16 protein-coding genes are annotated in these 20795 nt (G+C 65.7%); 3 read left to right on the top strand and 13 right to left on the bottom strand.

Annotated elements, in window-relative coordinates; all coding sequences use genetic code 11:
• Positions 1-220: 220 nt before the first annotated feature.
• Positions 221-3019 (bottom strand): TonB-dependent receptor, encoded by a 2799-nt coding sequence (locus OU994_RS08605; RefSeq protein ID WP_281610413.1) that lies wholly within the window; start codon positions 3017-3019, stop codon positions 221-223.
• A gap of 371 nt (positions 3020-3390) precedes the next feature.
• Between OU994_RS08605 and OU994_RS08600 the strand changes: the two genes are divergently transcribed.
• On the top strand, positions 3391-4128 hold the full coding sequence (locus OU994_RS08600; RefSeq protein WP_281610412.1) for a GntR family transcriptional regulator: 738 nt from the start codon (positions 3391-3393) through the stop codon (positions 4126-4128).
• A gap of 1 nt (position 4129) precedes the next feature.
• Here OU994_RS08600 and OU994_RS08595 read toward each other — a convergent pair whose 3' ends face one another.
• The 9 genes from OU994_RS08595 to rpsP all read right to left on the bottom strand — a co-directional run bounded on the left by OU994_RS08595 (position 4130) and on the right by rpsP (position 13286).
• Entirely contained in the window at positions 4130-5572 is a 1443-nt protein-coding gene (locus OU994_RS08595; RefSeq protein WP_281610411.1) for a serine hydrolase, read from the bottom strand.
• Positions 5573-5811: 239 nt separating this feature from the next.
• Positions 5812-8562, bottom strand: a complete 2751-nt coding sequence (locus tag OU994_RS08590; protein WP_281610410.1) for a pitrilysin family protein — start codon at positions 8560-8562, stop codon at positions 5812-5814.
• 90 nt (positions 8563-8652) lie between these two features.
• Positions 8653-8964 (bottom strand): DUF3579 domain-containing protein, encoded by a 312-nt coding sequence (locus tag OU994_RS08585; RefSeq protein ID WP_131147261.1) that lies wholly within the window; start codon positions 8962-8964, stop codon positions 8653-8655.
• 310 nt (positions 8965-9274) lie between these two features.
• Positions 9275-10234: a CobD/CbiB family protein gene (locus OU994_RS08580; protein ID WP_281610409.1), complete on the bottom strand. Its 960-nt coding sequence runs from the start codon at positions 10232-10234 to the stop codon at positions 9275-9277.
• A gap of 36 nt (positions 10235-10270) precedes the next feature.
• A complete protein-coding gene (locus tag OU994_RS08575; RefSeq protein ID WP_131147263.1) occupies positions 10271-10954 on the bottom strand; it encodes a CoA pyrophosphatase in 684 nt (227 codons plus the stop codon).
• A gap of 137 nt (positions 10955-11091) precedes the next feature.
• Positions 11092-11478, bottom strand: coding sequence for a 50S ribosomal protein L19 (gene rplS / locus OU994_RS08570; RefSeq protein ID WP_131147264.1), 387 nt, complete (start codon positions 11476-11478; stop codon positions 11092-11094).
• A 100-nt stretch (positions 11479-11578) separates the two neighbouring features.
• Positions 11579-12343, bottom strand: a complete 765-nt coding sequence (gene trmD / locus OU994_RS08565) for a tRNA (guanosine(37)-N1)-methyltransferase TrmD (RefSeq protein ID WP_281610408.1) — start codon at positions 12341-12343, stop codon at positions 11579-11581.
• A 130-nt stretch (positions 12344-12473) separates the two neighbouring features.
• Positions 12474-13016, bottom strand: coding sequence for a ribosome maturation factor RimM (gene rimM, locus OU994_RS08560; RefSeq protein ID WP_281610407.1), 543 nt, complete (start codon positions 13014-13016; stop codon positions 12474-12476).
• Positions 13017-13037: 21 nt separating this feature from the next.
• Positions 13038-13286 carry a 30S ribosomal protein S16 gene (gene rpsP, locus OU994_RS08555; RefSeq protein ID WP_131147267.1) on the bottom strand — a complete coding sequence of 83 codons (249 nt, stop codon included), beginning with the start codon at positions 13284-13286 and terminating at the stop codon, positions 13038-13040.
• A 249-nt stretch (positions 13287-13535) separates the two neighbouring features.
• On the opposite strand from rpsP, the gene OU994_RS08550 reads away from it, so the two are divergent.
• Together OU994_RS08550 and OU994_RS08545 are read left to right on the top strand one after the other, a co-directional pair.
• Positions 13536-13946 carry an NINE protein gene (locus OU994_RS08550; RefSeq protein WP_131147268.1) on the top strand — a complete coding sequence of 137 codons (411 nt, stop codon included), beginning with the start codon at positions 13536-13538 and terminating at the stop codon, positions 13944-13946.
• Between the two features lie 234 nt (positions 13947-14180).
• Positions 14181-14609 carry a glycine zipper 2TM domain-containing protein gene (locus OU994_RS08545; protein WP_131147269.1) on the top strand — a complete coding sequence of 143 codons (429 nt, stop codon included), beginning with the start codon at positions 14181-14183 and terminating at the stop codon, positions 14607-14609.
• Between the two features lie 123 nt (positions 14610-14732).
• Here OU994_RS08545 and OU994_RS08540 read toward each other — a convergent pair whose 3' ends face one another.
• The 3 genes from OU994_RS08540 to OU994_RS08530 form a co-directional block, all read right to left on the bottom strand.
• Positions 14733-16553: a hypothetical protein gene (locus OU994_RS08540; RefSeq protein WP_281610406.1), complete on the bottom strand. Its 1821-nt coding sequence runs from the start codon at positions 16551-16553 to the stop codon at positions 14733-14735.
• A gap of 34 nt (positions 16554-16587) precedes the next feature.
• The gene (locus OU994_RS08535; protein WP_281610405.1) at positions 16588-17217 is read right to left on the bottom strand and encodes a LysE family translocator; all 630 of its coding nucleotides are present in this window, start codon (positions 17215-17217) and stop codon (positions 16588-16590) included.
• Between the two features lie 89 nt (positions 17218-17306).
• The gene (locus tag OU994_RS08530; RefSeq protein ID WP_281610404.1) at positions 17307-20741 is read right to left on the bottom strand and encodes a PKD domain-containing protein; all 3435 of its coding nucleotides are present in this window, start codon (positions 20739-20741) and stop codon (positions 17307-17309) included.
• Positions 20742-20795: the final 54 nt, after the last annotated feature.

Below are 20795 nucleotides of genomic sequence, written 5' to 3'. Positions count from 1 at the left end.
CTCGAAGCCTTAATCCCGAGCGGTGTGACCTTGCCTGGCCGGAACTGCAGCGGAAGTATCCACTGAATTGCCGGTACGCTCAAGATACGAGACCCGGCGGGTCTGACCCCGGCATTTGCCCTTGGGGTGGACGTACTGGCGCCTTTGTGCGAAAAACCGGTGCCGGACACCGAAATGCCGGTGTCCGACACCAGGACGCTGCCGCCGTCGTGTCGTTGGATCAGTACTTGAACCGCAGGCCGGCGTAGTACTGGGCGCCGTTGGCGTAGAAGCGGCCGGGCTGGTCCTTGTTGTACACGTAGTTCTTCAGGATCGGCTCGTTCAGGTTCTGGCCACTGACGGTCAGCACGACGTTCTTCGTGATGTTCCAGTTCAGCGAGGCAGACAGCTGGCCCACCGCGTCCTGGTACAGCGGCGTGCCCCGGTCCTGCGCGGCCAGGTATGCCGAACGCCACGCGTAGCCGACGCGGAAGTTGAAGCGCTCGTTCTCGAAGTAGGCGCCGACGTTGGCGGTGGTCTTCGAGGCGCCCAGCATGTCGCACGGGTCGGACGACGTCATCGTCTGCGTCGCCGGGCAGCTGCCGAAGTCCTGCTTCGAATCGGACAGCGTGACATTGCCGTCCATGCCGAAGCCGGCGCCCAGCGGCAGTTGCAGCGCCAGTTCGATGCCCTTTACGCTGGCGTCCACGTTGACCGGCGACGTGATCGTGTAGGTGGCGAAGGTGGGCTGGCCGGATTGCTGCGATGCGCGGCTGTCGATGAAGGTGCCGGTACTGGCGCCGTAGCCCACGTAGTTGTGCAGGTCCATGTAGAACAGGCCGACCGACGCCAGCGCGCGCGGTGCGAAGTACCACTGCACGGTGGCATCGAGGTTGTTCGACAGCGTGGGCTTCAGCGCCGCGTTGCCGCCATTGCCGGTATGGGTTTCATCGGTCAGCGACACGGTGCCGCCCAGCGCGCCGAAGTCCGGCCGCGTCATCGTGCGCGACGCGCCGAAGCGGGCCACGACATCGCTGCGCACGTCGAAGCGCAGGTTCAGGCTCGGCAGGATTTCCGTGTGGTTGTTCTCGATGCGCGTCTGCTGCACGAAGCCGCCCCACGGGAATGCCGGCAGGTTCCCGCCCGGCAGCTGGTTCGGCAGTATCTGGTAGCCGTTCGACTCGCCCTCGGTGCGCACCACGCGCACGCCCAGGTTGCCGCTCCAGCCCTCGCCTTCCATCTCGGTCGACACGTAGGCCGCCTTGGTCTTTTCCGTCAGGTTGAACATGTCCGGATAGTAGATCCGCTCGGCGCTGCGGTTCGAGTGCTCGGCGCCCCATGCCTGCAGGATGGCCGGGTCCAGCTCCCACACATTGCGCGGGAAGTCGCCGCCCAGGTCCTTGCCGAAATCGCCCGGATAGGTGTTGCCGTTCCAGGCCGGGTTGGTGTTGGCGGTGCCGGGCTCCGTGTTGGCCCAGTTCGGCCCCTGCGAGATGGCGAAGTTGCTGCGCTCGTGGTCGGTACCGCGCAGGCCGAACTTGATTTCCTTGAAGGTGTCGTTGTCGAGGCGGAAGGCGGCGTCGATCTGGCCGTAGGTTTCCTCATCCGACGTGGTGGCAGGGCTGTAGCCGAACACCCAGTCCAGCACCGTGCCGGTAAACACGGAGGTATCGATGCTCGGGAATTTCACGGTGGCCGGCGAACCCAGGCCGTTCAGCTGGTAGCTGACGCCCGAGTTGTTCACGTCGCCCTCGTACACGCCCTGCGACGGCGTGGCGCCGGTGCCGCGGGTCTTGCCGATCAGGCCGGACAAGGTGAGGCGATCGTTGACGCGCCATTTGCCGTTCAGGTCGAGGAATTCGGATTTGGCATAGGCGCCTTCGCGCACGATGTCGTCGACGATACCGTAGCGCAGCGGCGCGGCGGCGGTGCCCTTGTTGCTGTAGCTGACCGAGGTCAGCGTGCCATTGCGCACCGTGTACGAATCCGGCACCACATTGCCGCCGATGGCGCCGTTGCCATTCATGTCGGTCATGTAGTTGCGGTTGTAGTTCGACGCCTCCAGCTTCGAGTTGAAGTACGTCGCCTCCACCGACAGGTCGCGCGAAGGCTTGATCTGCGCGGCGACCAGGCCGCCCTTGCGGTGGCGTTCCTGGGTGAACAGCGAGGAGCCGATCAGGCGCGGGTACCACACGTTGGCCAGGTCCGGCCGTGCCTGCGCCAGCGCGCTGTTGGCGCCGATCTGCGTGTACTGCAGCAGTTCCTGGCCATCGCGGCGCAGGCTGCGCTTCTCGGAGAAGCCCTGCAGCATCACGCCGAAGGTATTGGTGGCGTTCTTCCAGTTGACCAGGCCGGAGAATTGCGGGTCGGTCTTCTCGGCCAGCGTGGAGTACACCGCCTGCACCGAACCTTCGAGGGTCAGCCGCTCCTTGAAGTCCAGCGGGCGGCGGGTGATCACGTCGATCGAGCCGGCAGCGCCGCCCTCGACCATGTCGGCGGTCGGCGCCTTGCGCACGATGACCTGGCCGACGATCTCGGAAGGCAGCAGCGAATACGAGGTGGTACGGCCGACGGCGCCACCCACCTGGTCGAGGACGAACCAGTCGCCGGACGACACGGCATGGCCGTTGATGGTGGTCTGCGTCAGGCTGGGCGCGGTACCGCGCAGGCTCACGCGATCGTTCTCGTCGAAGCCACCGGAACCGGCGGCGGAAGAGCTGATGTTCACGCCGGGCAGGCGCTGCAGCGAGTCGGCCACGTTCTTGTCCGGCATCTTGCCGACGTCTTCGGCCGTGATGACCTCGATGTTGGCGGCCGCGTTGCGCTTGACGGCCAGCGATTGCTGCAGCGCTGCGCGGATGCCGGTGACGATCACCCGTTCCGGCTCGGCCTGCGTTGCCCCTGCCCCTTCCGCGGACTGCTGCGCGTGGGCCGTGGCGGCCATGCCCAGCACCAGGATCGCGGCGGCGGCGGCCGCAGGCGTCAGGCGGTTGCTGGCCGGGCGGTGCTTGTATTGTTGTGCTGCCTGGATGCGCTTCATTTACTCCCCCTTGAGTGAGCCCGACGTTTCGCGGGCCGGTCATTTCGTGATTCGCGGCGCGCGCGCCGCCGGTACGCCGCCAACGGCACAGCCGCGAATCTCCTACCACTGACAAAACCAATCGAGCGCCAATATAACGCCAACCAATACCAGAACACTACCAATTTCGGGGTTTTTTTGTAATGTTGTATCAGGAATACATACCACTTGGGGGTGAAATCCCCGCAGATAGCGCTAACTCCCCCTTGCTTGCAGGATGCAGGCATGCGGACCGCTTTATGTATGGTCTTTTTTTGGTATTATCGACGCCGCCCATCCTTGCCCATCCGGCAAGGCCCTCACCACGCGGACGGACCATTCGGGAGAACACATTGACTTCGCTGGCGGACATCATGCGCGGCATGCGGCAGACCGGCTTGCCGCTGTACCAGCAATTGCAGCGGGCGCTGCGCGAGGCGGTGGACCAGCGGGTCTTCGGCCCGGAAGAAGCGCTGCCGGCGGAACGGCAACTGGCGGCCGACCTGGCGATTTCCCGCATCACCGTGCGCAAGGCCATCGATGGCCTGGTCGACGAGGGCTTGCTGGTGCGCCGGCCCGGTTCGGGCAACTTCATCAACACGCGCATCGAAAAGAATTTCGCCAAGCTGACGTCGTTCTCGGAAGATATCCGCGCACGCGGGCGCATCCCGCACAGCGTGTGGCTGAAGCGCTCCGAGGGCACCGTGACGCCGGAAGAAGCGCTGCGCCTGCGGCTGTCGCCGGGTGCGCCGGTCTACCGTTTCAACCGCATCCGCTTCGCCGACGACGTGCCGATGTGCCTCGAATACGCGACGATCGTCGCCACCGCCCTGCCCTCGCTCGAGGCGGTCGGCGTGTCGATGTACGAAGCGCTGGAAAAGACCGGCCACCGCCCGGTGCGCGCGCTGCAGCGCCTGTCCGCGCTGCTGCTCAATGCCGAGCAGGCGCAGTTGCTGCACACGCGCGAGGGCGATGCCGGGCTGGCCGTCGAGCGCCTGGGCTTCCTGCGCGACGGCCGGGCGGTGGAATTCTGCCGGTCGATCTTCCGCGGCGACATGTACGATTTCGTGGCGGAGCTGAGCACGCCGTAGCTCAGGGACCCGGCGCTTCACCCGCCCTGGGTGTCCGCTCGTGCACGCGCTCGCCGCGGTCGCTGCTGATCGTCATGGCCGTGACCTTGCCGTTCCCGTCGCGGGTGAATGCCGCCGTCGCCAGCGTATCGCCGAGCAGGAACCCGTCGGTCTTGTAGTGCAGCAGCGGCACGGCAGGCCGGCCGCTGCGCCGCATCACCAATCCATCGCCGTCGCGGCCAACCTCGAGGCTGACCTTGGGGTCGACCGGATAGACGCCTTCGTAGCCGGCCAGCGTGGCCGCATCGAGTTTCGCGCCGGACGGCACCGGCAACGGCTTGCCGGCGATGCGCATGGCGACCTGGCGCGTCAGTTTTTCCAGCGGCACGCCGCCGGCACCCGCTTCCCGGTTGCCCAGCATGGCGACATACACGCGATCGTCCGGCAGGCACACGGCATCGGTACTGAACCCGTTGATGTTCCCGCCGTGGAAGACCAGCCGCGTGCCATGGAGCTGGCCAATGAACCAGCCATGGCCATACGGACTGGCTTTGCCGTCGGCCAGCGTGAACGGCGTGAACGCGCGCCGCAGCGTTTCCGGGCGCACCAGCTTGCCCTCGGCCAGCGCCGCCTGCCAGCGCGCCAGGTCGTCCACGTTCGACACCAGCGCGCCGGCCGCGTAGGGCCAGGCCATGCTGAGCGGTGCGCTCGGCGTGGCCTGGCCGTCGCGCACGCTGTAGCCCGGCACGGGCGTCAATCCGGCGCCGCTGCCTTCATAGCCGGTATGGGCCATGCCGAGCGGCTTGAAGATGCGCTGCTCCATGAAGCGGGCATACGGCTGCCCGGACACTTTCTCGATGATCGCGCCGAGCAGGAAGTAGCCGGAGTTGTTGTACCTGAAGGTGCTGCCGGGCGCGAATTCCGGCGTATCGTTCTTGAAGTAGTCGATGGCCTGTTCGACGCTGACGTCCTTGCCCATCACGTCACGAAAGTCCGGCTTGCTCGTGTAGCTGACAATGCCCGAGGTATGGGTCAGCAGGTGTTCGACGGTGACCTTGCGGCCATCGGCCGGATAGCCGGGCAGGAAGCGCGTGATGTCGTCGGTGAGCGCCAGCCTGCCTTCGTCGGCCAGCATCAGGATGCCGATGGCGGTGAACTGCTTGGTGATCGAACCGAGGCGCAGCACGGCGTCCGCCGCCAGGGACTGCTTCGCGCCGACATCGGCCATGCCATACGCCTTGCGGAAGACGGGCTTGCCATCCTTCGTGGCGATGACGGTGATGCCCGGCGCATCGGCCTTGAAATGGGGCGCCAGCAGCGCATCGATGCTGGCGGCAAGTGCGTCTTGCGTGGCCTGGGCAGGCGCAGCCTGGACGGGGGCGGCATGGACAGCGGCGAACGGTGCTGGCGACAGCAGGGCGGCGCAGGCGATGATGGCGATGGCGATGGCGGAACGCTGGAACATGGGTTTTCCTCGACGTTAAGAAAAACACATCGTAGCGCCAGGCTGCGCCGATGACCGAGCGATGCGACGAACGGGCCTATGGCGCGACGGAATGAAAAAAACGGGGCGCCACCGCACGCCATGAATGACCCGCAGCGGCGCCCCGCACCATGCCGCCAGCTTGCCGCGCTTGCTTGGCGTGCTTGTTTGCCGCGCTGGTTTGCGGCACCTGTTCGATGCCCTGCCTTGCGGCCCTTCCCTTACTTCGCCTTCGACTGGTCGCCGGCCACCACCACGGCCAGCTTCGCCGGATCGACGTGCTTGCGGAACGCGGCATTGACCTGCTCGACCGTCAGCGCCTGCAGCTTCTGCTCATGCTGCTTGCTCCAGGCGAACGTGCGGTCCAGGTACAGGAAGTTGGTCCAGGCGCTGGCCACCACGCCATCCCGGGTGCGGTTCTGCACGCGCTGCTGCAACAGGCCCGACTTGGCACCGGCCACTTCGGCGGCGGTGAAACCGGTCTTCAGCGCCAGCGCCAGTTCCTCGCGTACCGCCGCTTCCACCTTCTTCAGGTTCTGCGGCGCGGCGATCGCGTTGATCGTGAAGTTCGAGGCACGGTCGATGTCGCCCACGTACAGCGACGAACCGCCGCCGTAGGACAGGCCATCCTTCTGGCGGATGCGGTCCATCAGCCGCGACTTCAGGCCGCCGTCGCCGAAGATGAAGTTGGCCAGCTCGAGCGCCGGATAATCCGGGTCGTCGGTGCGCAGGTCGAGGTTCAGGCGCGCGATGTAGAAGCCGTTTTCCTTGTCCGGCGTATCGATCGCCTTGCGCATCGCGGGGCGTTCCGCGTTCGCATCGAGGATGCGCGCATAGGCCGCCTTGCTGTTCCAGCCGGACAGCGTGTCGGCGACGGTCTTGCTGGCGGCTTCCTTGTCGAAGTCGCCCACGATCGCCAGCTCGCCATGCGAGGCGCCGTAGAACTCGCGGTGGTAGGCCTTCACGTCGTCGAGCTTCATCGCCTTCAGTTCGGCCAGCTGTTCGTCGACCGTCATCACGTTGCGCGGATCGCCCTTGGGCCAGTGGTCGAAGTATTCGCTGAGCGCCTGGCTGGCCAGTGCCGGCGGTTCGTTGCGGTTGGCTTCGATGCCGACGATCCACTGCTGGCGCAGCTGCTCGAACTCCGCTTCGGGGAAGCTCGGTTCCTTCAGCACGTGGGCCATCAGGCGCATTGCCCCATCGAGGTTTTCGCGGGTGGTTTCGAAGTGATACACGCTGCTGCCGGTCATCTTCAGCTTCGACATCTCGTCGGCCAGCTGCGCGCGCGTGTACTTGCCGGTACCGCGCGTGAGCATTTCGCCTGCCACGGCGGACACCATCGACTTGCCGAACTGGTTTTTCTCGTCGCCCCAGTGCAGGCGCAGGTTGACGGCGACCGTCTCGCCGCGGTTCTTCTTCGGCAGCAGGGCCGCTTCGATGCCGCCGATCTTGCGGATCTCGGTGCGGGCCATGATGTTGTCCTGGCTCGGGTCGAAGTTCTCGGACGTGAGCACGCTTTCACGCGCCTGGTAGTCCTTCATCACTTCCTGCGCGGTCGGCGCGGCGCCGATGACGGCGCGCTGCGGCGCGTCCTCGGGCAGGAACAGGCCGACCGTGCGGTTGTCGCGCCTGAAATAGCGCCCGGCCGCCTCGGCCACCTGCTGCGCGGTGATCTTCGGCAGCGCATCGCGGCCCTGGAACAGCAGGCGCCAGTCGCCCAGGGCGATCTGCTCGGACAGCGCCACGCCGACCTGCTGCGGATCGTTCAGCGCCTTCTCGATGCCATTGGTGAAGTTGCGCCGCGTGCGCTCCATCTCTTCCTCGCTGGGAGGGGCTTTGGCGAAACCCTCGATGGCGTCGACCAGCGCATCGCGCACCGGCTCGACCGGCTGCCCGGCCTTGACCACGGCGCCGAACAGTTGCAGGCCCGGCGCATAGCCGGTCTGGCCGAAGCTGAACACCTGCGCCGCCTTGCCGGTTTCCACCAGCAGCTTGTGCAGGCGGCCGTTCGGCGCGTCGCCCTGGATCTGGCTCATGAACTGCAGCGGATCGGCATCCGGGTGCAGGCCGGCCGGGACCTTGTAGCCGACCAGGATCAACTGCACGTCGCCCTTGCGCCGCACGGCGAACTGGCGCTCGCCATCCTGTGCCGGCTCGACCGTCCAGAACGGCGGCAGCTTGCGCTTGGGCTTGGGGATCACGCCGAACGACTTGCTGATCCACGACAGCGTCTGCGACGGATCGAACTTGCCGGCCACCAGCAAGACCGCGTTGTCCGGCTGGTAGTACGTGCGGTAGAACGCCTGCAGGTTCTCGATCTTCACGTTCTCGATGTCGCTGCGGTTGCCGATCGTCGAGCGGCCGTAGCTGTGCCAGTCGTAGGCCACGCTCTCCATCCGCTTCATCAGCACGCCGAACGGGCTGTTCTCGCCGGCCTCGTATTCGTTGCGCACCACCGTCATTTCGGAGTCCAGGTCCTTCCTGGCGACGAACGATTTCGTCATGCGCTCCGCTTCCATCTCCAGCGCCCACTTCAGGTTGCCCGAGCTGGCCGGGAACACTTCGTAGTAGTTGGTACGGTCCTGCGACGTGGTGCCGTTGAAGTTCATGCCCCGCTCGGAGAACTGCTGCGGGATGTTGCGGTGCTTCGGCGTGCCCTTGAACAGCAGGTGTTCGAGCAGGTGCGCCATGCCCGTTTCGCCGTAGTTCTCGTGGCGCGAGCCGACCAGGTACGTGACATTGACGGTGACGGTGGGTTTCGACGAATCGGGGAACAGCAGGACCTTCAGTCCGTTGGGCAGGCGGTATTCGGTGATGCCTTCGACGGACGGCCCCTTGACCACGCCGGGCGGCAGGGCCTGGCCATGGACCGAGGGAGCGATGAACGTGAAGCTGAAACAGGACAGCAGCGCTGCATGAAGAGTGGCGCGGCGCAGGATGTCACTGCGTGTGGAAGCACGGCGTTGGGTCATGTGGGTTCGCAAGTCGCGTTGGCAAAACCCTATCCTACGCGGCGATCGCCGGCATGGGAAGACGCCGTGTGAAGACGCGGTTTGAAGACGCTATTGCTTGTCGCCCGGGGCCGGCACGTAGCACGCGTCCACCACCTGCAGCTTGTTGTCGACGGCGAACTGCTTGACGAAGTGATAGGCCATCGGTTCGATGTCCTTCAGGGTCTCGTCGACGACGACGGCCTTGACGCCGTTGATCATCGTCGGCCGCACCAGCGGCGAGTACTGCAGGTGGGCATTGCGGCCACCGGTGCCCGCGGGCCGGAAGCATGACATCACACCGCACAGGCGATCGGCCCAGTCGCTGGGACGAAACTGCTTGCCGTCGGTGGTAAGCCCAAGAATGAAGAACTCGCTGGCCATAGGCTAAGAAACTGATACGTGGCAGAGATACAGGAAAATGCGCTGGGAACGTACTGGGCAAAACGTACTGAGCAAAACGTGCTGAGCAAAACGTGCTGAGCAAAACGTACTGAGCAAAACGTGCTGAGTATTATATCTTATAGAAGACTTGGCACGGCAGTACCCGACTGCGGCGGACTGGAATGGCGAATAAAGATCGTTCGCGCCATGCCAGCCGGCGCGCCCGGCTTGCCGACAGCAAGCGGGCGCACCGCATTGTAAGCCGGTTCGCGCGATCGCGTTTTCCCGCAGTGCGCGGCAGCCGCGGGCATCAGCCCAGCGCCATGGCGCCGGACATCAGGAGCAGCAGCAGCATCCACAGCAGCAGCGCGCGCCAGACCAGGCCCACGGTGCTCTGCAATGCGCGCACGCTGGGTTCGTCGCCGGGCAGGGTTTCCACCTCGACGTCGCTGATGTCGACGGTGGCGGCATCGGCCGGCACCACCTTCGCGGCGTTTTCCTGCGGCGTGCCGAGGCGCACACCCATGGCGCCGCCGCCGGCGGCCAGGATGATGCCGATCGCTTCGTCGCGCCAGCGATGGGCGAAGTTGCGCCACGCGTAGATCGCATCCTCGAAATTGCCGACCACGGCGAAGGCCACCGCGGTCAGGCGCGCGGGGATCCAGTCGATCCAGTAGAACGCCCTGGCGGCGAACTGGCCGAACGCTTCGTTCTTCATGTGATCCGGCTCGTTCCAGGCGCGCGCCAGGTATTCGGACACGCGGTACATCACGGCGGCGGCGGGGCCCAGCGGCAGCAGGAACCAGAAAAACACGCCAAAGACGTTGCGGTGCGTGGTGATCAATGCCTTCTCGACGGCGATGCGGGCAATCTCGGCGGCTTCCAGTCCCACGGTATCCTGCCGGGTCCATTCGGACAGCAGCGCGCGCGCGGCGGCTTCGTCGCCGGCGTTCAGCGCCAGCTGGATCGATGTGAAATAGTGGCTATAGTGGCGAAATCCCAGGGTAAGGTAGACGATCAGCACATTCCACGCGAACGCGCCCAGGATCAGGTTGTAACGCAGCAGTACCCAGTAGATCAACCCGGTGGGCACCATCAGCGCCGCCATCACCAGGAACCACCCCATGCGGCCGTGACTTGCCTGGCCCGCGTTGAACCAGGTTTCCATGCGCACCGCGAACAGCTTGATGTTGGCGTAGATCGGGTTATCCGCGCGCAGCGGCTTCATTTGCTCGAGCAGCAGCGCGCAGAGAATCGAAAGAAAAGTCATCTAAATCCCTTGGGGTGCAATGTGCGCTACGATAGCTTAAGCGCGCAAGAAATGAAACAGATTGCGCAGCATGCCCGCAGTGGCGCCCCAGATGAAATGGCCCTCGTAGGGCATGGTGTAGAAGGTGCGTTTCGCCTGCCGGTCTTGCCCCGCGCCGGCAGCTGGCGGCAGCGCCGAACGCAGTTCGTGATGGGCACCGTCCATCAGGAAGCGCAGCGGCACTTCGAAGATCTCGGCGACCTCGAACGGGTCGGCCTTCAGCTCGAACGGCGGGGCAACCAGCGCCACCACCGGCGTCACCGCGTAGCCGGTACCGGTGTGATACAGGGGCAGCGTGCCAAGGATCTCGATGTGGCGGCGGTGCAGGCCGATCTCCTCTTCCGTTTCGCGCAGCGCGGTATCGACGGCGTCGGCATCGTCATGCTCGGCGCGCCCGCCGGGAAAGGCGACCTGGCCGGCATGGTCGTTCAGGTGGGCGGTACGCCGCGTCAGGAGTACCGTGATTCCCGCGGGGCGCAACACCAGCGGCACCAGCACCGAGGCGGGGGTGGGATTGGCCCGCGTTCCACGCGATTCGTCGGCCGTTTCCGGGAACCAGTCGACCGTTCGCGCAAAGCGTTCGCGCAGCCAGCCCGGTGCCAGCCGTTCCGGCGGCAACGGTGGCTCGCCGGCGATGGCGTCGATGGGAAGCAGCGCGGGATCGAAGAACGGCTTGGCCAAGGTGGTCTCCAGGTAGCGGCGCCAGGGAGCCGGCGCCAGGTGGCAATACTGGCAAGTATGGGCGCGGCGGATAAAAAAAAGGGTGCCGCAAGGGCACCCTTTCAATCGACGGCGAAGGACTTCGCCGAAGACCGCGATTACTCGCCTTGTGCCGAAACGGCAGCGCGGCGGTTCGGCAGCTTTTCCTTGATACGTGCGGATTTGCCCGAACGCTCGCGCAGGTAGTACAGCTTGGCGCGACGGACATCACCACGACGCTTCACTTCGATCGAAGCGATCAGCGGGGAATACAGCTGGAAGGTACGCTCGACGCCTTCGCCGGACGAGATCTTGCGAACGATGAAGTTCGAGTTCAGGCCACGGTTGCGGCGGGCGATCACGACGCCTTCGTAAGCCTGGGCGCGCTTGCGCGTGCCTTCGACCACGTTCACGTTCACCACCACGGTATCGCCAGGGGCGAAGTCGGGGATGTTCTTGCCCAGGCGGGCGATTTCTTCTTGCTCGAGTTGCTGGATCAGATCCATTGTATGACTCCTGTTGCCATCTTGCCGGCGCAGCCTGTTGGCTTGCCCGGTAGAGGATGGGTTTGAACAAGCGGACCGTTACCGGCCCGCACGGTTACTGCTACGACGAGACAGGTTTTGCTAAACCTGCCAAAAACTTTTCATCCTGCCGGCTCAACAGCCCCGCGGCGCGGGCCTTGTCGAGCAGGTCGGGGCGCTTGCGCGCGGTGGCTTCGAGCATGCGCTCGCGGCGCCACTTGTTGATCTCGGCGTGGTTCCCGCCCATCAGCACAGGCGGCACGGCCACGCCTTCGTACACCTCGGGCCGCGTGTAGTGCGGCGAATCCAGCAAGCCATTGACGAAGCTGTCCTCGACGGCCGAAGCATCGGTGTTCAGCACACCGGGCAACTGCCGCACCACCGCATCCATCAGCGCCATCGCCGGCAATTCGCCGCCGGACAGCACGAAGTCGCCGAGGCTGATTTCCTCGTCGATGCAGCGGTCCAGCAAGCGCTGGTCCACCGCTTCGTAGCGGCCGCACAAAATCACCAGCCCGGGCTCGTTCTTCAACTCCATCACCCTGCCGTGCGTCAGCTGCCGGCCTTGCGGCGACATGAACACCACGCGCGGCGCCGGCAGCCCGGCCACGACCTGGCGCCGTTTCGCGGCCGCGATCGTGGCTTCCAGCGGCTTGGCCAGCATCACCATGCCGGGCCCGCCGCCATAAGGCCGGTCGTCCACGGTGCGGTGGTTGTCGGTCGTGAAATCGCGCGGATTCCACAGGTTCAAGCCCCACCGGCGCTGCTCGTGCGCGCGGCGCGTGACACCGGACTGCGTGAGCGCGGCGAACATTTCGGGGAACAGCGTGACGACGTCGAACTGCATGGATGAAGCGGGCTCGGTAAACAGGCTGGATAAGCGCAGGCTAGACAAGCGGACCAGATCAGCGGACTAAACAAGCGGACTGGATCAGCGGACTATCAAGCGGACTGGAAGGCGGATCGGAAACCGGCGTTCAGAAATCGAGGCCCCAGTCCACGACGATCTTCTTCGCTTCCCGGTCTACCTTGATGACGAACTGGTCCACGAATGGGATCAGGCGCTCATCGGATTCCGGGTTGGCCGGATCCTTGATGCGCAGGATCGACTGCGGTCCATTGCTCATCATGTCGTGCACCACGCCCAGGCGTTCGCCCTGCAGGTTGTCGACTTCCAGGCCGATCAGGTCGGCCCAGTAAAATTCATCTTCATCTTCCAGCTGCGGAAACTGGCTGCGCGGGATGAAGACCGCGGCGCCCTTCAGCGCTTCCGCCGCGTCCCGGTCGGTGATTTCGACAAGCGTCGCCACCACGTCACCGGAATGCATCCTGGCCCGCTTGACTTCAACGTCGCGCAGGCCCGGCTTGTCCAGCCACCAGGTTTTCGCGTGCAGCAAGGCATCGGCATCCGTGGAGAACGGACGAATCCGCACTCCGCCCACCAGACCATAGGCACCGGCGATGTAGCCTACCTGTACCAGATCGCCGGGAACGCTCCCGGCTTCGCTCTTGCCGCTCAAACCGCTCGAACCCGTGAAAACTTAGGCTGCTGCTTTTTGCGAATTGACCAGACGCTCGACAGCCGGGGACAGCTGTGCGCCAACGCCTTGCCAGTACGACAGGCGATCAGCGGCGATACGCAGCAGTTCTTCCTTGCCCGAAGCCATCGGGTTGAAGAAACCGATACGCTCGACGAAGCGGCCGTCACGACGATTGCGGGAATCGGTTGCAACGATGTTGTAGAAAGGGCGCTTCTTGGCACCACCACGAGCTAAACGAATAACGACCATAATATTTCCAAAAAGTGTACTGAGTCGGAAAAAGCCGCCGATTATAGCGTGCTTCCTCATTGCCCAGCAAGAATTATTGACAATAGTGAGAGTTGGGGCAATCCATGATTATCGCTGATATGGCCCCGATGGGCAATCGCAAATTGGCTTCCTTGCGGTATCGGCTGTCGCACCGGCCGACACGCGTGGCGGATTTTGCCCGATACTGTGCAGTTACCGAAAACTTCGCCACCCAGGGATGGATCGCGCATGTCGCATAAAAACAAAACGCTGGCCACGCTGCTTGCCTTCGCCTTGGGCGGGCTGGGCATTCACCGCTTCTACCTGAAGGGATTCAATGACCGCTGGGGCTGGCTGCATGCGGCTTCCCTGCCCGCCTGCGGCATCGTGATGGGGGCCGCGCCCCAGGCGGACTGGTATTTCTGGTACCTGCCGCTGACGCTGTCGATGCTGGCGGGCTTCCTCGAAGCGCTGGTGCTGGGCCTGATGGCGGACGAGAAATGGGATGCCGCCCATAACAGCGGCTCCGCGCGCCGCAGCGATTCCCGCTGGCCGCTCGCCGTGATCCTGGTGGCCACGCTGATGGTCGGCGCCGGCACGCTCATCGCCACGCTCGCCCGCCTGTTCGACTTGCTGTACACAGGCGGCGCGTACGGTTGAAGGGCCATTCGCGGCGCCGCGGGCCGGCATGCCTGGCGGGCCGGCGCTCATGATGATTCGACTCATCGCTGATTCGACCCATTGCTGATTCGACTCATTGCTGATTCGGCCCATTGCCGGCATGGCTGATTGCCGATCCGGCTAATTGCTGATTTACAAGAGATTACAATTTGCTCAGCCATACGAGGTGCCAGCCCACCTATACTGCGCCCATCTGTCATTCCTGGAGCAACCATGAAATCCCGTATCCTGCGCACCGTTCTCGCCACCCTCGCCATGTCCACGCTGATGGCCGGCGCCCATGCCGATCCGCACCACAAGAAGCGCACCTGCAATGATTGCGCCAAGGTGACGGGCGTGCGCGTGGTGGAAAAGGATGGCAAGGGCGGCGCCGCGGGCGTGATCGTCGGCGGTGTTGCCGGCGGCCTGCTGGGCAACCAGATCGGCAGCGGCACCGGCCGCGACCTGGCCACGGTGGCCGGCGCCGTCGGTGGCGCCTACGCCGGCAAGCACATCGAAGGCAAGATGAAGAAGGTCAAGACCTGGAACGTCAATGTGCGGTTTGAAAACGGCCGTACCGCGTCGTACAGCTTCGCCAACGATCCGCACATGCGCAAGGGCGACCGGGTGCGCCGCCAGGGCGGCACCCTGGTTCGCGGCTGATTTGCGGCTGATTCGCGGCTGATTCGCAGCTGATCCGCAGCTGATTCGTGACGGATTTCCCGGCAAGTTTCACGGCCGGACCGCGCGGCTGATTCCGTCACCGGACCGCGCGGCTGACCCGCTTCAGCGCCGCTTGGCCGGCCATTTGCCGGGCATGCGTTCGCGCAGCTTGTCCGCGACGGCGCCGAGGTGGGCATACCCGGCATAATCGGCGCCCACCCAGGTGGTGTACATGACCCCGTCCATCCCCGGCGGCAACTGCTTGCCGAGCACGCCGAGCCAGTTGTTCACGCTGCTCAATTTATCGTAGTACAGGGCGATCACCTGCTTGTGGCCAGGGTCGGCAAACCGCCTCACCGAAGCGCGGCGCCCCTCGTCTTCAGCCGGCGTCATGATCGAGCCACCGGTCCAGTTGACGACGACGAAGCTGCGATCCAGCGCGACCGAGGATTTGCTCAGGTCGCCGTTGACCTGCCAGTAGCGCGGAATCGCGTTCATCGACGGATCGAACATGTCGTTCCACACCAGCTTTTCCACGGGCCGGCGGTAGCCGGTCAGCCGCGCGCCGACGCCGTTGACCATGCGCGCCAGGTATTCTCCGGCGGTCTTCGGTGGCGGCTTGCAGCCCGGATCCCAGTTCATCACGCGGATCTCGTCGTAATACATGAAATACCGGTCGACCTTCGAACCGGGAAACTTGCCGCCGAAAATCTTGTTGATCTCGTCGTAATACGCCTTCTGGATATCGAAGTATTCATCCCGGCAGGCGGTGGCCGGCGTACCCCAGCGCGACACCAGGTTTTCCGCCGACTGGTACCACGACACGTCTAGCACCTGGCCATCGCGGATGCGGCTGCCACGCGGGATCGTCAGCTTTTCCGCGCCGACCGCATAGTCGCTGCCTTCCCGGTACACCGTGCCATCCTTCCCTTTCACGACCAGCGGCAGCGAGGGGCGCCGCACCGGATGGGCCAGGCCGATTTCGCGCAACTCGATGTCGTCGACCCAGACCGCCGTCGACGGATCGCCCGCGCGCTGGTTGGACAGATAGAACGTGACCCAGGACGCGTTGCCGGTGTTGAACTCGAGGTCATACTTCTTCCAGTCCTGGCCGGCGCTGAACATCTTCGGATCGGAATTGCCCCGCTCGTTCCATGTGCCATCCGGCTTGCTGCCCCAGCCGAGGTTGGACGAGGCATTGCGGTACACAGGCACGTTCTTGCCTTCCGCCAGGATCTGGATGAACAGTTTCGACGTGGGATAGCGCGGGCTGGCCTTCAGCCAGAACGACAGGCGGTAAGCCTTGTGCGGCGCCAGGTCGAAGCGGCGATACACCCGCGAGTTGTAGGCCGGGCCGGCGTTCGACGGCGACATCTTCATCGACCCGGAGGCCGCGGAGCCGCCGGTGTGGTCGGTCGTGCGGTCCAGCTTCACCCAGGCGGCATCGCGGGCCCAGCCGGCCTCGCTGGCGAAGTCGCCGTTCGTGACCAGGTTGGCGCCGCTCACCGTGGCGACGTCTTGCCGCACCGTGAACGGCGCGCTGGCCGGCAGCGCTTCCACCAGCTCCGGCTTGAGCAGCGTGGGAATCGCCGGACCGCCCCCTACCGGAATCAGTTCCACCCCTTGCGACGCGGCCAGCGCAATCAGCTCGGCCAGGTTCTTGCGCAGCAAGGCGGTCTTCCCGGTGGGCTTCAGCAAGATCTGGTAGCCGCCATCGCCGGCGGTATTGACCGCGATGCCGTTGTAGCCGTGCACCGCCGCATCGGCGATCACTTTTTTCAGGACTTCGACATCGGCCGGCACGGTGACATTGCCGCCATAGTAGATCCAGCGCTTGGGGAAACAGTCCGGGCAATCGGCATCGGCGGCCACGGCGGGCGCGGCCAGCGAAGCAAACAGCGAAGCAAACAGCGCAGCGGTGGTCTTCCTTCGAAATACGCTCATCCTGCTCATCCTTTCTCAGTTTCCCGCAAGAATATCAGGAAGCGCTGCCGCGCCGCGCCAGCAACAGGCCGACGGCGGCGCCGGACAGCAGGCCGGCACAGGCGCGGTTGAAGACCAGCCGGCCGCGCGGGCGCGCGAACCATTGCCGCAGCCGCGTACCGATCGCCGCGTAGATGGCGATCGCCACCAGTTCGAAGACCAGGAACAGCAAGCCCAGCAAGGCAAACTGGGGCATCATGGGCCGCCCCGGGTCGACGAATTGCGGGAGGAATGCGGTGAAGATCAGGATGGCTTTCGGATTGCCGGCCGCCACCAGGAACTCCTGGCGGGCCAGCCGCACGAACCCGCCGTCGCCGGTGGCGGCCGCGCCCTCCTCGCCCGGCCCGGCGCGCCACAACTGCCAGGCCAGCCAGAACAGGTAGACGGCCCCCGCCACCTTGATCGCGTAGAACAGGGTTTCCGACGCATGCAGCACGACCGCCAGGCCGCTCGCCGCCAGTCCGATCATGCCGGCGAACGCCAGCAGCCGGCCCAGCCCGGCGACACAGGCGGCGCGGAAACCGTAGCGCGTGGCATTGCTGATCGATAGCAGGTTGTTGGGCCCCGGCGCCAGGTTCAGCGCGAAGCAGGCGGGGATGAACAGCAGCAGCGTGGACAGGTCCATGTGTTTCCTCGGCGTGGGTGGCGGCAATGGCCGGGCTCGGCGTGCGGCCATTCTAGCGCCGGCGCGGCCTGCCGCCAATCCGGCGCCGCTTACTTCAGGAACGCATCCTTGACCGCCTCCATCAGCGGATTGGTGCGGCCGTCGGCGCTGCCATAGTTCAGGGTCCAGATGATGGCGCCCCCTGCCCCGGTGGCGCGCACCCAGCGGCCCTTGGCGGCGATGCTGTTCTGGTCTTCGTAGGTCAGCATGCCCGACAGATCGCGGTTGTAGTGCGCCGTGCCCCGGTAGCCACCCTGGTAGACGCGGTAGCCCATCTTCGCCGTATCGTCCCAGTGGTACGTGCCGTGATCGAGGAAGCCGCCGTTGACCAGGTTGGCCCAGCTCCACGCCACATCGTTCGAGCTGACGGGCGTGACCGGCTGGTCCGGCCCCGTCACCGGCGGCGCGTAGCTCATGCCGTAGAAACCGATGCCGATGCCCAGCTTCGCGCGCTCGATGCCGGCGTTCTGGTAGGCCTGCAGGCTCGATGCCAGGTCCATCGGGTGGCTGGCCGTATGGCCTTCGATCGGGCTGAACGTGGTGGTGCTCCAGCCGTCCGCCGCGAAGCCCAGCGCATAGCTCATCAGGTTGAACTGGTCGACGATCGATGCCACGGTCACTTTCCAGGCCGGTACCGTTTCATAGTTCATGTTCATCGCGTAGTTCGGGAACGTGATCAGGAAGCCGCCGTCCCGCCAGCGGGCACGCGCCTTCGCGCCGGCGCGCAGGTCGGCGATCAGCGCGGTCAGGCGGAACTGCGCCTGCTCGGTATCGAGCACGTCTTCCCAGTCGAGGTCGATGCCGTCGTAGCCATGGGCTTCCAGGTAATCCAGCACGTTCTTCACGAAGACAGGGCGCAGGGCCGGCGCGGTGGAGCGCAGGAAGCCCTGGCCGTCGCCCATGCCGCCGATCATCAGCAGCGCCTTCACGCCGGCCGAATGGGCTTTGTCGACCAGGTAGTCTTCCACGCTCTTCGTGCTGACCGATCCCAGCGTGCCGGCATCGTGCGCGGTGCCGGCACCCTTCACCACCTCGCCCGGCGCGCCGCCCAGCGTGCCGCCGCCCGGTGCCACGCGGCCGAACACATAGTGCGTCATCGCGCTCATGTCCACGTGCTGCGGCGCATAGTCCGGCCAGAACCAGCCGGCATAGTATGCCGTCACCCACGGCAGCGCGCCGTTGGCGGCGGGCACCGGTTCGAGCGGCGGCAGCGTGTCGGGCGGCGGCGGGAAATCGGCGCGCACCGAGACGATGGTCGACGCGCTCACGCCGGCGGCATCGGTCACGGCCAGCGTCACCAGGTAGTCGCCCGCCTTTGCGTAGGTATGGCTGGCGGTGGCCCCGCTGGCGGTGGCGCCGTCGCCAAAATTCCAGTCCCAGCGCACCACCGGCCGGTCCTGCACGTCGCGCGACGCGCCACCGTCGAAATCGATGCGCAGCGCGGTGGCGGACGGCATCGCCGATGTCATGCGGGCGAACGGCTGCACGCTGTCGGCGCCCAGCAGGAACGCCTGCTTCACGGCATTCAGCAGCGGATTGTTCAGGCCGTCCGGGCTGCCGTAGTTGATGGTCCAGAGGATCGTGCCGCCCAGCCCTTTCGCGCGCACCCACCTGCCCTTGGCGGCGATGCTGGCCGGATCTTCGTAGCTGAGGAATCCTGCGGTACCCCAGTTGTATTGCGCGTGCCCCGTGAAACCGCCCGGGTAGTAGCGGTAGCCCATCTGCGCCACGTCGTCCCACACATACGTGCCGGCCGCCAGGAAGCCGCCGTTGACCAGGTTCGCGTAGCTCCACGTGGCGTCGTTCGATTCCTGCATGGTCACCGGCTGATCGGGGCCGGTGGCCGGTGCCGTGTAGTTCGAGCCATAGAAGCCGATGCCGATGCCGATCTTCGCCGGCGCGATGCCGGCATCGATGTAGGCCTGCACCGTGCTGGAGATGTCGCTCGGATGGGTGCCGGACTGCCCGCCGATCGGCGCGAAGTGCCAGGTGGTCCAGCCGCCATGGCCGAATGCCATCTGGTAGGTCATGATGTTGAACTGGTCGACCAGCTGCGCCATCTCCACCTTCCAGGGCGGCACCACGTCGTAGTTCATGTTCAGGATGCTGGTCGGCCAGGCCACCAGCAGCGGCCGGTCGCGGTAGCGCGGGTGGAACGCGGCAGCCGCCTTCAGCTCCGTGACCAGGGCGATCAGCTGCTGCTGGTCGGCGGCTGTCTCGAGCCGGTCTTCCCAGTCGATGTCGACGCCGTCGTAATCGTGCGCCGACAGGTACGCCAGCAGGTTGGCGATGAATGTCTGCCGCAGTGCCGGCGCGCTCGACGCGGCGAAGCCGGGTCCGTCGTCGTTCCCGCCCAGCATCAGCAAGGCCTTGATGCCGGACGCGTGGGCGCGCTGCACCACGTAATCCTCGACGCTCTTCGTGGTCACGCCGGCGGGGAGCTGCCCCGCTTCGTGCGCCGTACCGGCGCCCGGCACGATCTCGCCCGGCTTGCCGCCCAGCGTGCCGCCGCCCGGCGCCACGCGGCCGAACACCACGTGCGTCATCGCGCTCATGTCGATGTTCTGCGGCTGGTAATCGTGCCAGAACCAGCCGGCGTAGTAGCCGGTGACCCATGGCGTGGTGGCGGCCACCGCGCCCGTCACGTCCACCGCCAGTGCCAGCGTCGCCGTCGCGCCGCGGTTATCCCTGACGGTCAGCGTGGCGGCATAGGTGCCCGGCCTGGCATAGGTGTGCGCAACGCGTGTCCCGGTGCCGGACGCGCCGTCGCCGAACGTCCACGCATGGCTGGCGATGGTGCCATCGCTGTCGGACGATCCGGCCGCGTCGAAGTCCACGGCTAGCTTGCCCGACACGGGCACCGCGACGGCCATCGGCACCGGCGTACGGTTGCCAGCCACGGTGACCGGTACCTCGGCGGACGCGGTGCCGCCACGGTCGTCCAGGACGGTCAGCCGCGCCGGATAGGTGCCGGGTGCCTTGTACGTGTGGCTGACCCTGGCGCCCTTGGCCGCGGTACCGTCGCCGAAGGTCCAGGCGTAGGCGACGACGCGGCCATCGTGGTCGCGCGAAGCGCCGCCGTCGAACGTGGCTGCCAGCGTGCCGGGAGTGGCCGTTGCGCTGCCCGCCGCTTCCGGCGGCATGTTCGGCTTCGGCTGCACGGTCACGGCGAAGCCCTTGCTGGCGCTCGCGCCGCGGTCGTCCTTCACGGTGAGCGTGGCCTGGTAGGTGCCGGCCCTGGCGTACATGTGAGAAGCATCCGGGCCGGCGCCCGTGGTGCCGTCGCCGAACTTCCAGCTCCACGACGCCACGTGGCCATCGCGGTCGACGGAATCGCCACCGCCGAACACGATGATGGGTTCACCGGGGAATTGTTCCCAGCGCGGCACGGGGACCGGCGTGGCATTGGTGGCGGCGTGGACTGAACTGGCGAAGCCGGCGGCAAGCACGGCCAGCAGCAGGGTCTTCCTGGCGGACAGGTTCATGACTGATCTCGGAACGGCGGCCGCACCGGGCCGCCTGAGCGGGACGCCTCATTT

Origin of the sequence: Pseudoduganella sp. SL102 (assembly GCF_027856995.1) — a bacterium.
GTDB lineage: Bacteria > Pseudomonadota > Gammaproteobacteria > Burkholderiales > Burkholderiaceae_D > Rugamonas > Rugamonas albidiflava.
Note: the sequence above shows the minus strand (reverse complement) of the source record. Positions and strands in the feature narration are given on the sequence as shown.